10 protein-coding genes and 2 tRNA genes are annotated in these 12,287 nt (G+C 69.8%); 3 read left to right on the top strand and 9 right to left on the bottom strand.

Annotation, left to right across the window (positions count from 1 at the left end; all coding sequences use genetic code 11):
- Window positions 1-58 precede the first annotated feature (58 nt).
- The 4 genes from AB0N06_RS21640 to AB0N06_RS21625 all read right to left on the bottom strand — a co-directional run bounded on the left by AB0N06_RS21640 (window position 59) and on the right by AB0N06_RS21625 (window position 3,328).
- On the bottom strand, window positions 59-751 hold the full coding sequence (locus AB0N06_RS21640; protein WP_358859026.1) for an ATP-dependent Clp protease proteolytic subunit: 693 nt from the start codon (window positions 749-751) through the stop codon (window positions 59-61).
- 50 nt (window positions 752-801) lie between these two features.
- The gene (locus tag AB0N06_RS21635; RefSeq protein WP_358859087.1) at window positions 802-1,407 is read right to left on the bottom strand and encodes an ATP-dependent Clp protease proteolytic subunit; all 606 of its coding nucleotides are present in this window, start codon (window positions 1,405-1,407) and stop codon (window positions 802-804) included.
- 299 nt (window positions 1,408-1,706) lie between these two features.
- Window positions 1,707-3,101, bottom strand: a complete 1,395-nt coding sequence (tig, locus tag AB0N06_RS21630; protein WP_366136310.1) for a trigger factor — start codon at window positions 3,099-3,101, stop codon at window positions 1,707-1,709.
- A gap of 150 nt (window positions 3,102-3,251) precedes the next feature.
- A tRNA-Pro gene (locus AB0N06_RS21625) sits at window positions 3,252-3,328 on the bottom strand.
- A 165-nt stretch (window positions 3,329-3,493) separates the two neighbouring features.
- On the opposite strand from AB0N06_RS21625, the gene AB0N06_RS21620 reads away from it, so the two are divergent.
- Window positions 3,494-3,567, top strand: a tRNA-Gly gene (locus AB0N06_RS21620).
- Between the two features lie 97 nt (window positions 3,568-3,664).
- On the opposite strand, the gene AB0N06_RS21615 is transcribed toward AB0N06_RS21620, so the two are convergent.
- On the bottom strand, window positions 3,665-3,859 hold the full coding sequence (locus AB0N06_RS21615) for a hypothetical protein (RefSeq protein ID WP_366136309.1): 195 nt from the start codon (window positions 3,857-3,859) through the stop codon (window positions 3,665-3,667).
- A 480-nt stretch (window positions 3,860-4,339) separates the two neighbouring features.
- Here AB0N06_RS21615 and AB0N06_RS21610 point away from each other — a divergent pair, with 480 nt between their 5' ends.
- Window positions 4,340-5,494, top strand: coding sequence for an acyltransferase family protein (locus AB0N06_RS21610; RefSeq protein WP_366136307.1), 1,155 nt, complete (start codon window positions 4,340-4,342; stop codon window positions 5,492-5,494).
- Window positions 5,495-5,524: 30 nt separating this feature from the next.
- Here AB0N06_RS21610 and AB0N06_RS21605 read toward each other — a convergent pair whose 3' ends face one another.
- The 4 genes from AB0N06_RS21605 to AB0N06_RS21590 all read right to left on the bottom strand — a co-directional run bounded on the left by AB0N06_RS21605 (window position 5,525) and on the right by AB0N06_RS21590 (window position 10,859).
- Complete coding sequence (locus tag AB0N06_RS21605; protein ID WP_366136306.1) at window positions 5,525-6,031, bottom strand: HD domain-containing protein; 507 nt, start codon at window positions 6,029-6,031, stop codon at window positions 5,525-5,527.
- Window positions 6,032-6,040: 9 nt separating this feature from the next.
- Entirely contained in the window at window positions 6,041-8,524 is a 2,484-nt protein-coding gene (locus AB0N06_RS21600; protein WP_366136305.1) for an FtsX-like permease family protein, read from the bottom strand.
- Window positions 8,524-9,360 carry an ABC transporter ATP-binding protein gene (locus AB0N06_RS21595; protein ID WP_366136304.1) on the bottom strand — a complete coding sequence of 279 codons (837 nt, stop codon included), beginning with the start codon at window positions 9,358-9,360 and terminating at the stop codon, window positions 8,524-8,526. Before AB0N06_RS21595 ends, AB0N06_RS21600 begins: the two co-directional genes overlap by 1 nt.
- A gap of 353 nt (window positions 9,361-9,713) precedes the next feature.
- Window positions 9,714-10,859, bottom strand: a complete 1,146-nt coding sequence (locus AB0N06_RS21590; protein WP_366136303.1) for a PP2C family protein-serine/threonine phosphatase — start codon at window positions 10,857-10,859, stop codon at window positions 9,714-9,716.
- A gap of 105 nt (window positions 10,860-10,964) precedes the next feature.
- On the opposite strand from AB0N06_RS21590, the gene AB0N06_RS21585 reads away from it, so the two are divergent.
- Window positions 10,965-12,197, top strand: a complete 1,233-nt coding sequence (locus tag AB0N06_RS21585) for a GNAT family N-acetyltransferase (RefSeq protein ID WP_366136302.1) — start codon at window positions 10,965-10,967, stop codon at window positions 12,195-12,197.
- Window positions 12,198-12,287: the final 90 nt, after the last annotated feature.

The following is a 12,287-nucleotide window of genomic DNA, read 5'->3' as shown; positions in this document are numbered from 1 at the left end:
CGCGGTTCACACAGCAGCGACCGTGTGAAACCACCGCACCAAGGGGCAAAGGCCGACGTCAGGCGGCCGCTCCGGCCGCGCTCTTGCGGGTCGACACGATCTGGTCGACGAGACCGTAGGCGAGGGCGTCCTCGGCGGTCAGGATCTTGTCGCGCTCGATGTCGTCGCGGATCTTCTCCAGCGGAGTGGTGGAGTGCTTGGCCAGCATCTCCTCCAGCTGGGTGCGCATCCGCAGAATCTCGTTGGCGGCGATCTCCAGGTCGGAGAGCTGCTCGCGGCCGGTCTGCGAGGACGGCTGGTGGATCAGCACACGGGCGTTGGGGAGCGCCATGCGCTTGCCGGGCGTGCCGGCGGCGAGCAGGACCGCGGCGGCGGAGGCCGCCTGGCCCATGCAGACCGTCTGGATGTCCGGCTTCACGAACTGCATCGTGTCGTAGATCGCGGTGAGCGCGGTGAACGAGCCGCCGGGGCTGTTGATGTAGATCGAGATGTCACGGTCCGGGTCCATCGACTCCAGGCACAGCAGCTGCGCCATGACGTCGTTGGCGGACGCGTCGTCGATCTGCACGCCGAGGAAGATCACGCGCTCCTCGAAGAGCTTCGCGTACGGGTCGTACTCCCGCACACCCTGCGAGGTGCGCTCCACGAAGCGCGGAACGATGTAGCGGTTGTCCACCTGCGGGCCGGTGTAGAGGCCGCTGGCGGAGGCGCCGGGGAGGCCGGGGTAGTTGCTCATGTCGGTGTTCACCATCCTGGTGGCGTTCTGAGGGCTGTGGGCTGTGGGCTGGGCGGGCAAGGGGCTCAGGCCCCGGTGCCGCCGCCGCCCGGAACGCCCGATGCGGCGGAGATGATCTCGTCGATCAGCCCGTACTCCACGGCCTCCTCCGCCGTGTACCAGCGGTCGCGGTCGCCGTCGCGGATGATCGTCTCCACGGTCTGGCCGGAGTGACGGGCGGTGATCTCCGCCATCCGCTGCTTCGTACGGAGCAGGTACTGCGCCTGGATCTTGATGTCCGAGGCGGTACCGCCGATGCCGGCCGAACCCTGGTGCATGAGGATGTCGGTGTTCGGGAGCGCGAAGCGCTTGCCCGCAGTGCCACCGGTCAGCAGGAACTGGCCCATCGAGGCCGCCATGCCCATACCGATGGTGACCACGTCGTTCGGGATGTACTGCATGGTGTCGTAGACCGCCATGCCTGCTGTCACCGAGCCGCCGGGGCTGTTGATGTAGAGGTAGATGTCCTTGTCGGGTTCCGCGGCAAGGAGAAGCAGCTGCGCCGTGATCTTGTTGGCGATCTCATCGTCGACCTGCTGACCGAGGAAGATGATGCGCTCGCCGAGCAGTCGGCTGTAGACCTGGTCGCCGAGGCCACCACCGAGGGACGGCTCTCCGGCGGCGTAAGGCATCAGATTCGTCACGTATCCACCTGCTCGTCTCTGACGGCTCCGGCCGTCTCAGCGTCTTCGTACCGGGCGGGCGGGGACTCCCCTGCCCTTCCTATTCATGGACCCTAACGCGCAGGTAGGACAACGCCATCCCGCTTCCGCAACTGTTCGCTGGGAGCGCAAGCTGGGCAGTGCGCACAAGGGTTCCGCGGCACCGGGCGGGGAGCTCGGGGCCGGCTGCGCGGGAGCCTGCCGCGAGACGACGACGGGCTCCGGACGCTGTAGCGTCCGGAGCCCGTCGCACGGGTTCAGCGCGAGGCTCAGGCCTCGTTCTTCTCCTCGGCAGCGGCCTCGGTGGCGCCCTCGGCGGCCTCGACCGTCTCGATGGCCTCCTCGAGCTCCTCCTCGTCCTCCAGCTCGACGACCTCACCGTTGGTGTCGACGACCTTGGCGGCCTCGACGACCACAGCCAGCGCCTTGCCGCGGGCGACCTCACCGACGAGCATCGGCACCTGGCCGCCCTCGACGACGGCCTGGGCGAACTGGTCCGGGCTCATGCCGGAGGAAGCGGCGCGCCGCATGAGGTGCTCGGTGAGCTCCTCCTGGTTGACGTTCAGCTTCTCCTTGTTGACGAGCTCGTCAAGGATGAACTGGGTCTTGATGCCCTTGATGGCCTGCTCGGAGGTCTCGGCGTCGAACTCCTCGACCGTCTTGCCCTGGATCTCCAGGTACTTCTCCAGGGTCAGACCCATCTGGCCGAGCTGGTGGTGCTCCAGGTTGTGCTTGCGGGTCTGGATCTCGTCCGCGAGCAGCTTCTCGGGGATCGGGACCTCGGCGAGCTTCAGCAGCTCCTCGAGGACGCGCTCCTGGGCCTGGGTCGCCTGGTCGTACTGCTTGGTGTTCTCCAGGCGCGTACGGCTGTCCGCCTTGAGCTCGTCGAGCGTGTCGAACTCGCTCGCCATCTGGGCGAACTCGTCGTCCAGCTCCGGGAGCTCACGGGCGGCGACCGCGGTGACCTTGACGGTGACCTCGGCCTCCTTGCCCTCGGCCGAGCCGCCCTTCAGCTCGGAGGTGAAGGTGGCCTCGCCACCCGCCTCCAGGCCCGTGACAGCAGCGTCGATGCCGTCGAGGAGCTCGCCGGAACCGATGGTGTACGAGACACCCTCGGCCACGCCGTCCTCCAGGACCTCGCCGTCGACCTTGGCCTGCAGGTCGATCGTGACGACGTCGCCCTCGGCGGCGGCGCGCTCGACCGGGTTGGTGGAGGCGAAGCGCTCGCGGAGCTGCTCCACGGCCTTCTCGACCTCTTCGTCGGTGACCTCGAGGGCGTCCACGGTGACCTCGATGCCGGAGTAGTCCGGGATCTCGATCACGGGGCGCACGTCGACCTCGGCGGTGAAGGCCAGCAGCTCGCCGTCCTTCAGCTCGGTGATGTCGACCTCGGGCTGGCCCAGGACGTTGAGCTCACCCTCGTTGACAGCCTCGGTGTAGAACTTCGGGAGGGCGTCGTTGACGGCCTCCTCCAGCACAGCACCACGGCCGAACCGCTGGTCGATGACCCGGTTGGGGATCTTGCCCTTGCGGAAGCCCTTCACCGTGACCTGCTGGTTGATCTTCTTGTACGCCGCGTCGAGGCTGTCCTTGAGCTCCTCGAAGGGCACCTCGATGCTGAGCCGAACCCGAGTCGGGTTCAGGGTCTCCACGGCGCTCTTCACGGTTCGGTCTCCTTGGTGGCTGACTTCTTGGGGTTCTGCTCGGCCACCGGACAGCGGCTCCGCGGATCGAGCCCGGTACATCAGACACACGGGCACGCATTTTGCATAGTAACGGCACGGGGGATGACTCCCACAATGCGATCTTGCTGGTGGTCGGGGTGGCCGGATTCGAACCGACGACCTTCCGCTCCCAAAGCGGACGCGCTACCAAGCTGCGCCACACCCCGTCGGTGCGACACGTAGGGTACATGCCGACAGGCGGTGCGCAGACCGCTTTTCGGGGGCGACGCGGAACGCGGCACCCCGTGCCACCACCATGTGTGCACAGACCGCCCGCGACCCGCTACGATGCTCTTCGTGCCGCGGTCCTCGTGACCTGCGGTGCGATGCTTGCGGGCGTAGCTCAATGGTAGAGCCCTAGTCTTCCAAACTAGCTACGCGGGTTCGATTCCCGTCGCCCGCTCCATGCCACTCAGGGCCAGGCCGAAGGAGATCCTTCGACCTGGCCCTGATGCGTTCGGCGACCCACGGCGACTCACCCCACGGGGCCGGCCGACGGTGCGTCAGAAGGAGATGTTGCCGATCGTCTCCGCTATCGAGTTCATGAACCTGTCGATCGACGGCGCCATGCCGGTCGATGCCAGGAAGAAGCCGAAGAGCACCGCGACGATCGCGGGTCCGGCCTTGATGGAGCCGCTGCGGATCAGGACCACCAGGATGATCGCCAACATCAGCACCACAGACAATGAAATGGCCACGACTGATCACACCCTTGGTCGGTCCGCCTTGCCGGCCCGGAGGCGCGCATCCCGGCACTCCTCCGTTGCGTCCATCGTGCCATCAACTCCCCCGTGATTGCTGCCAGGTGACGCATCACACTGTCCGGATCTCGCCATCCTCACGCCCCGCGTGCGCGAGGGGCGCACCACCCTTCCGGCACGTCCGCCTGCGCCCCACCGGAACCGCCCCGGGGCGGCGCAGGGGCCGTTCGGGGCCGGGGTCAAATGGCGCACCACTGTGGTGGTTTCCATATCCACACACATCATTCACATGGATTTCATCGACCTTGATGCGATGAAATTCACTCCCTCCAACCGCCTGACGGTATGCCCCATTTAAGGCGGATCAATCAGGTCATAGTGGGCATTCTTCGATGGTTTCACTTTCGAATGGGCGGGAACGCGCGATATCCGATGGCCGTTTTACGAATTGCATTCGAGACGCCTAAGGTGCTTGAGATGTTCCACGCTCCGAACGTATTTCAGAGGGACCCGATCTCCCCGGCGACCCGGGAGTCGGAGCCCAGACCGGAAGGAGGCAGGACCACCACCGCGACAGCCCCCGCACCGGTGGCGAACAAGCCTCCTGCGGCCGAGCCCGCGAAGCGGCGCGACGCCTACTTCGACAACGTCAAATACCTGGCGATCGTGCTGGTCGCCGTGGCGCACGCATGGGAACCCGTGATGGACGGGAGCCGGACCACCCGTGCGCTGTACATGGTTGCGTACACCTTTCACATGCCGGCCTTCATCATCGTCTCCGGTTATTTCTCCCGCTCGTTCGACCTGAGCGCCAAGAAGGTAAAGCGCCTGGTCACCGGCGTCGCCGTGCCTTATGTGGTGTTCGAGACGGCGTACTCGCTCTTCAAGCGGTACGCGGACGACTCGCCGGACCATCCGATCAGCCTGCTCGACCCCTGGTATCTCACCTGGTTCCTGTGCGCGCTGTTCATCTGGCGGATCACCACGCCCCTGTGGCAGGCGCTGCGCCATCCGCTGCCCGTCGCGCTCGTCATCGCCGTACTCGCCTCGTTCTCCCCCACGATCGGCAATGACCTCGATCTCCAGCGGGTCCTGCAGTTCCTGCCGTTCTTCGTGCTCGGTCTCCAACTGAAGCCCGAACACTTCCAGTTGGTGCGCCGACGCGAGGTGCGACTACTGGCGCTGCCGTTGTTCGCCGGGGCCTTCGTGTTCGCGTACTGGGCGGCGCCGCGGATGCAGTTGGGCTGGTTCTACCGCAGCAACAGCGCTCAGGAGATGGGCGCTCCGTGGTGGTCGGGTGCGGTGATGACGCTGGCGATGTTCGGCTGTGCACTGCTGCTCACCGCCGGGTTCCTGGCCTGGGTGCCGCGCCGCCGCATGTGGTTCACGGGGCTGGGCGCCGGAACGATCTGCGGCTATCTGCTGCACGGGTTCCTGATCAAGGGCGTCGGCTATGCCGGGGTGTTCGACCGGTACGCGTGGCTCTCCGAGCCGGGCGGCCTGGTCCTCGTCTCCCTGGCCGCGGCCGCCGCGGTGACGCTGATGTGTACGCCACCCGTACGGCGGGTGCTGCGCTTCGCCACCGAACCGGACATGGACTGGGCCTTCCGGCGGGACGCCGCCAGGCTCTGAGTGGATTCAGACCGACCGGCACATGGGGGCTCAGTTACCCGTGGTGTTGGCCGGATCCGGCCGGTCGGCGGCCGGTTCGACGGCAGTGAGCCCGAGCAGTGCGCGTACCTGCGCATATTTCGCGGTCAGCCGGGTACACGTCGCCGGGTCCAGTGCCGCGAGGCGGTCCGGATCGGCGTTGTGCGCAAGGTCGGACTCCTTGATCAGCGGGGCGCCCGGAGTGGCGAGGATGCGCCGCGTGTATGAGGCGAGGTCCTCGCCGTCCCGTTTGGTGACGGCGAGGACCATGTCCTTGACCTGTTGCGGCAGGGCCGCGCGGGCCAGCCACTCCTCGGACAGCACCTCGTCCTCGACGGCGTCGTGCAGCCAGGCCGCCGCGATCTGTTCGTCGGTGCCGCCCCTCGCCCGTACGCCCTCCGCGACGGCGGCGAGGTGTTCGGCGTACGGGCGTCCGGCCTTGTCCTTCTGATCCGCGTGGGCCGCACGGGCGATCGCCTCGACTTCGGCCAGGGTCGGATTGCTGCGGGATGCGGGCATGGGCCGACTCTACGGACGTGCGGCTGTCCGGCGCAGGACGGCACGGGCCGGTAGCGTGACGGCGGCGAGGCCGAGGCCGACGGTCGCGGCGACGAACGACCCGTACAGCGCCGGTGGAATGTACGGGGCTTCGCCGGTCAGGCCCTTCATCATCGGATTGAGCGTGGCCAGCGCGATGCCCGTACCGATCGCGATTCCGGCCACCGTGACGAGCAGCGCCTCCCAGCGGATCATGTCCATGACCTGGCGGTGGGTGGAACCGACGAGGCGGAGCATGCCGAGTTCGCGGCGGCGGTCGAGGACGGTCATGACCAGCGTGTTGACGGCGGCGACGGCGGCGAAGCCGCCGAGAACCGCGGCCATGGTGGTGTTGGCCCAGGCGTTGAGCTCACGGTCCTGGCTCCGCGCGACGGCGTAGCCGGACGCGTCGGTGACGGTGCCGAGCGCGGTGAGCTTGCGCGCGGCGGCCGGGGCGGACCGTACGAAGACATCCGAGGCGTACGGCGAGGTGACATGGGTCCGCAGGTCGGCTGCGGGCAGGGTGACGAGCGAGACGCCGAGGCCGCGGCCGTAGACGGCGACGATCCGCGGGGATGCTCTCGTGCCGTCCGGCAGCCGCAGCGCGAGCCGGTCGCCTGCGGCGACATGCGCCGATGCGGCGAGTGTGGTGTCGATGGCGACGGTGCCGGGCCGCAGCCGGGTGAGCGATCCCGTACGGACGTCGAGGTCCTGGACCTTGGTGAGGTCGTGCCCCGATCCGATGACGCCCTGGGCGGACGCGCTCTGCAGATACCGGTTGTCGCCGCTGCCCACGGGGACCAGGACGGAGGCGCGGAGCAGCCCGACGGCCGTGGAGACGCCGGGCGTGGCGGCGGCGCGGGCGGTCGCGTCGGAGGCGAGCCCCGTCGGGGCGGAGACGATGTGGTCGGCGGTGATGCCGTCGCGCTGTTGGTGTGCGATCACGCGGTCCTCGCTGGTCTGCATGAAGACGAGGGTCGAGGCGAAGGCCATGGCGAGCACGATCGGGGTGATCGCGGAGGCCAGCCGACGGGAGTTCGTCAGGGAGTTGGCGGCGGCCAGCGAACCGGACGCCCCTGCGGCACGCAGCGGGACACCGAGGACGGCGGCGCAGAGGCGGGCGAGCAGCGGGCCGAGCAGTCCGACCGCGAGCATGAAGAGCATGACGACGCCGAGTGCGGCGTTGGCGGCGTCCTCGCCGGTCTCGGAGGCGGCGACGCCCGCGAAGACCGCACCGCCGACGAGGGCGGCGATGCCGAGCGGTGTACGGATCCAGCCGAACGGGGCGCGTTCCACGGCGGACTGGGCGAGGGCGAGGCCCGGCTTGGTCTTCGAGGGGCGGCGGGCGGCGGCGTATCCGGCGCACAGCGCGGTAGCCATGGTGGTGGCCGTGGCGACGGTGAGCGGCAGCCAGGAGATGTGCAGGCCGACGGCGTCCGGGACGGCGCCCTTCGCCCGGAGTTGGCCGAACCACCAGTGGGCCAGGGCGATTCCGGGCAGGCAGCCGAGGGCTCCGGCAAGCGGGGCGACCAGCAGCGACTCGGTGGCGATGGTGCGGCGCAGTTGGCGCGGGGTGGCGCCGATGGCGCGCAGCAGGGCGAATTCGCGGCTGCGCTGGCCGACGGAGAGGGCGACGGTACCCGCTGCGGTGAACACGGCGACCATGGTTGCGACCCCGCCGAAGGAGCCGCCGATTCCGGTGAGGAGCTCCTTGGCTCCGGCCAGCCCGATGCCCTCTGCGGCGCCGCGGTCGTCGCCGGTGTGCACCTGGGCGGCTGCGGTGCGGCCGACGGCCCGGGTGACCTGGTCGGCGAGGGTGGCGGTGGGGGTGCCGGGGGCGGCGAGTACGGCGATGGCGTCGACGCGGCCGGGGTGTCCGGAGAGGGCGACGGCCTGCTGATCGGTGAACCAGGCGGTGCCTGCCGCGGCGTCGGTCGTGCCCGAGATGCGGAAGTCCCGTACGCCTGCCGGGGTGTCCAGGGCGATGCGGTCTCCGACGCGGCCCTTGGCGTCGGCGGGAACGACGACGTCGCCGGCTTCCGGTGCGTCGCCGGTGAGCAGCCGCGTCCCGGTGAGGACGGCGGATCCCCAGCCGTGTGCGGTCAGGGGCGTGCGGTCCAGGCGTACGCGGAAGGTGACGTCCCCGATCGCGGTTGCCGCGCCCGGAGCCGCGGCGGCCTTCCGTACCAAGGCTTCGGGCAGCCGTGGGGTGTCCGGGAGCGGGGTCGTCCCGTCGGATGCGTCCTCGCCGCTACCGGTCCTCAGATGCGCCTGCTGGTCCGCGGCGACGAGCACCGGCGCCTTCGCATAGCGCTCGGCAGGTACCGACGCACGGACTCCGGTCTCCAGGAGGATGCCGCAGGCGGAGACGATCGCCGCTGACATCAGGAGCGCGACGAAGGTCCCCACGAACGAGGAGGGCTTGAAGCGGACGGCCGCGCGGGCGAGACCGTTCGGGAGGTGCGGAGCGAACATCAGGCTGCTGCTCCCACGTGGGCGGGGGCCGTCAGCGCGGTCATCCGGGCGGCGATCTGCTCGGCGCGGGTACGCGGCAGGCTGTCCGCGATCGAACCGTCGGCGAGGAACAGCACACGGTCGGCGTAGGCGGCGGCCGCGGGGTCGTGGGTGACCATCACGACGGTCGCGCCAAGGCTGTCCACCGCGTGTCGCAGCAGGGCGAGGATCTCGGCCGCGGTCGTGGTGTCCAGCGCGCCGGTCGGTTCGTCGGCGAAGACCACGTCGGGGCGGGTGACCAGGGCGCGGGCGATGGCGACGCGCTGCTGCTGACCGCCGGAGAGCTGGCCGGGGCGGCGGTTTCCCTTGTCGCCGAGCCCGACCCGGCCGAGCATCTCGGCGGCTTCATGGCGGCTGTGGGCGGAGCCGGTGCGCCGGCCGGCGAGCCTCATCGGCAGGACGACGTTCTGCTCGACGGTCAGTGACGGGAGCAGGTTGAACGCCTGGAAGACGAAGCCGAGGCGGGTACGGCGCAGCTCGGTGAGTTTGTTCTCGCTCATGCCGGTGATCTCGGTGCCGCCGAGGCGTACGGAACCCTCGGTGGGGCGGTCGAGCCCGGCCGCGCACTGCAGGAAGGTCGACTTGCCGGAGCCGGAGGGGCCCATCACGGCGGTGAACGTGGCGCGCGGCAGGGCGAGGTCGATGCCGCGCAGGGCGTGGACGGCGGATGCGCCGCGCCCGTACTGCCGCCGGACACCGCGCAGTTCGACGGCCATGTCCGAGGAGCCGTGCCCCTCGTCGGTGTGCGCCGTGTGCTGCCCGTCCTGCGCGCCCTGCCTGGTGCGTCGCAGTCCCATGGTGTCCGCCTTCCGTAGCCCTTCGCGAGCGGGTGTCGCTCGTGCCTTTGAACCTACGGATCACGGGTGGCCGGAACCATGGCGGCTGCTGGAAGTTCGGGGGTAGGGCAAACCCCACCGGGGCCCTGGCCGACGCCGCCGCTGCGGTGACGCTGGTCCTTGCCGTCCTCGCACCACTGGCCGCCGGGTGGTCCCCCCGGCCGGCCCGGGTCCTGCCGGGATCCTGAGCGGGTCAGCCGCTGTCCGGGTGGCGGGCCGCCGCGTCCCGCACCCGGAGAGCGGCCGTGCCCCACGTTCGGGTGGCGGGCCGGCTTCCCTTGACGGAAGCCCGGTTCGGGGCGGTGGCAAACGGTTCAGTGGCGGCGGGACAGGAGCAGCAGCGCCCGGTCGTCGTTGACATTCTTCGCACACGCCTCGATCAGATGCCAGGCCGCGCCCTCGAAGCCGGTGACGACGTAGCGGTCCGCCTCGCCGGTCAGACGGTCGATGCCCTCCGCGATGTCCCGGTCGGACGTCTCCACCAGGCCGTCCGTGAACAGCATCAGGACGTCACCGGGGGCCAGCGAGCCCTTCACCGCGTCGAACTGCGCCCCGTCGTACACCCCGAGCAGCGGGCCCTCCGCGGCCATCTCCTCCCAGTGGCCGCTTCCCGCGTGCAGCTGCACGGCGGGCGGGTGGCCTGCGGAGAGGAGCTCGTAGTCACCCGATTCGAGGTCCAGCACCAAGTGGATCGACGTGGCGAAACCCTCGTCCCAGTCCTGGCGGAGCAGATAGCCGTTGGCCGCGGGCAGGAAGCCGTGCGGCGGCAGTGAACCGAGGAGACCGCCGAAGGCACCGGACAGCAGCAGGGCGCGGGAGCCCGCGTCCATGCCCTTGCCGGACACATCGGTGAGGACGACCTCCAGGGTGCGGCCGCCGTTGGTGCGGGCCGCGACGACGAAGTCGCCGGAGAACGACTGGCCGCCCGCGGGGCGCAGCGCCATCTCCCGGTGCCAGCCCTGCGGCAGACGTGGCAGGGAGCTCTGCACCCGGATGCGTTCGCGCAGGTCGAAGAGCATGGTGCCGCCGCGTCGCCAGGGGACTCCGACCCTGGCCCGGAACTGGGCGAGGATCAGGCCGAAGAAGCCGCAGGCGGCGACAACCAGGACGGTGCCCGGGGTGACCCGGGCCGCCCCCTGTCCGTACGGGCCGAGCGCGATGGACTCCACGATCAGGGCCGCGGCAGCGGTCGCGTACAGACCCAGCAGACTGGCCGGCCGCAGCAGCAGACCGCCCGCGACGATCGGCAGCACGAGCGCGGCCGGGGCGCACCACACCGCGTTCAGCAGCGTCCCGCAGGTGATCGCCGGGACGGTGAGCAGCAGTCCGGCCAGAGCGATCCAGTCGGAGCCGTCGCCACGGAAGTAGTCGACCCCGGATTTGCGCAGCGCGATGCGTGCCCGGTGCGCCGATTTCCGCAATCGGGCCGGGTACGAGTCTGCTCTTGCGCGACGGGCCATTGCTCGGACCTTATCCACCCGAGCGCCTCCGGTGCAGGGGGACCCCTGTGACAATGCGTTCGAAAACGGGTCGCCCGTCTGTCGTACCCCTGGTAGGCATGGCATATGACTACTGAGTTGCGGGTGCTGCGTCCGTCCGAATGGAACGAGTGGTTCAAGAGTCTGGAACTCGCCTTCGGCGGAGTCGCCGAGTCCCCGGAGGAACGCGAACTCTGGGACGCGCTGACCGAGCACGAGCGGTCGATCGGTATCTGGGACGGCTCGGACGTGGTCGGTACGGCGGGTGCGTTCAGCTTCCGGCTGGCCGTACCGGGCGGGGCGCTGGTGCCTGCGGCAGGGGTGACGATGGTGAGCGTCGCGGCCACGCACCGCAGGCGCGGACTGCTGACCTCGATGATGCGGCGCCAGCTCGACGACGTGCGGGCCCTGGGTGAACCGCTCGCCGTGCTGACGGCTTCGGAGCCCGCGATCTACGGCCGGTTCGGGTACGGAGCGGCCACGAAGCAGATGTCGCTGGAGATCGACACCGACCGGGTAGGGCTGACGGTGCCGGACGGCACGGACGGGATCCGCCTGCGGTACGCGAAGCCGGACGAGGCGCTCACCACGATCGAGGGCGTGTACGAGCAGCTGGTGGCAGGGCGGCCGGGCGCAACGGCGCACGGTCCCGGCTGGGAGCGGAAGGCGGTGCTCGACCCGGAGAGTGCGCGGCAGGGGGCGTCGCCGCTGCAGTGCGTGCTGGCGGAACGGGACGGTGGGGTGGTCGGGTACGCGACCTTCCGCAACAAGCCGGACTGGGAACTTTCGGGCCCCAAGGGCCGGATCGTGGCGGACGATGTGTCGGCCCTCGACCCTGCGGCGTACGCCGCGCTCTGGCGGTTCCTCTTCGAGATCGACCTGACGTCGACGGTCGAGGCACGGAACCGGCCGGTCGACGATGCTCTCCTGCATCTCGTCTCGGACGTGCGGCGGTGCAACATCAAGGTGCGCGACTCGCTGTACGTACGGCTGGTGGAACTGGGCACGGCGCTGGAGGCGCGGGCGTACCGGGCACCGGTGGACGTGGTGTTCGAGGTGACCGACGCGTTCTGCCCCTGGAACGAGGGGCGTTGGCGGCTGACGGCCGACGCGAAGGGGGGAGCGTCGTGCAAGCGGACGGACGACCCCGCGGATCTGGCACTTTCGGTGCGGGAGTTGGGGGCGGCGTACCTGGGCGGCACATCGGTGGTCTCGCTGGCGCGGTCGGGCCGGGTACGGGAGTTGCGGGCGGGAGCGGTCGACGAGGCCTCGCTGGCGTTCTCCTCGGCGGTGGAGCCGTGGCTGCCGCGGGGGTTCTAGGGCGTGTTTCGAAAGTAGCGTTGTCCGCCCGTAGGGCGGGCCGGGCGGTGTCTGGTGCGTGCGATCGCAAGGCGGAGGCTCGCCCCGATA

The organism is Streptomyces sp. NPDC051020, from assembly GCF_040683105.1.
Lineage (GTDB): Bacteria > Actinomycetota > Actinomycetes > Streptomycetales > Streptomycetaceae > Streptomyces.
The sequence above is the reverse complement of the archived record's forward strand: the minus strand, read 5'-3'. Positions and strand labels throughout refer to the sequence as shown.

What these genes read in the sequence shown, in the direction of transcription:
- AB0N06_RS21640 (WP_358859026.1), bottom strand. Translation starts at nt 751, where the DNA reads ATGGTGAACACCGACATGAGCAACTACCCCGGCCTCCCCGGCGCCTCC.
- AB0N06_RS21605 (WP_366136306.1), bottom strand. Translation starts at nt 6,031, where the DNA reads ATGCCCGCATCCCGCAGCAATCCGACCCTGGCCGAAGTCGAGGCGATC.
- AB0N06_RS21600 (WP_366136305.1), bottom strand. Translation starts at nt 8,524, where the DNA reads ATGTTCGCTCCGCACCTCCCGAACGGTCTCGCCCGCGCGGCCGTCCGC.
- AB0N06_RS21585 (WP_366136302.1), top strand. Translation starts at nt 10,965, where the DNA reads ATGACTACTGAGTTGCGGGTGCTGCGTCCGTCCGAATGGAACGAGTGG.
- AB0N06_RS21610 (WP_366136307.1), top strand. Translation starts at nt 4,340, where the DNA reads ATGTTCCACGCTCCGAACGTATTTCAGAGGGACCCGATCTCCCCGGCG.
- AB0N06_RS21590 (WP_366136303.1), bottom strand. Translation starts at nt 10,859, where the DNA reads ATGGCCCGTCGCGCAAGAGCAGACTCGTACCCGGCCCGATTGCGGAAA.
- AB0N06_RS21595 (WP_366136304.1), bottom strand. Translation starts at nt 9,360, where the DNA reads ATGGGACTGCGACGCACCAGGCAGGGCGCGCAGGACGGGCAGCACACG.
- AB0N06_RS21635 (WP_358859087.1), bottom strand. Translation starts at nt 1,407, where the DNA reads ATGCCTTACGCCGCCGGAGAGCCGTCCCTCGGTGGTGGCCTCGGCGAC.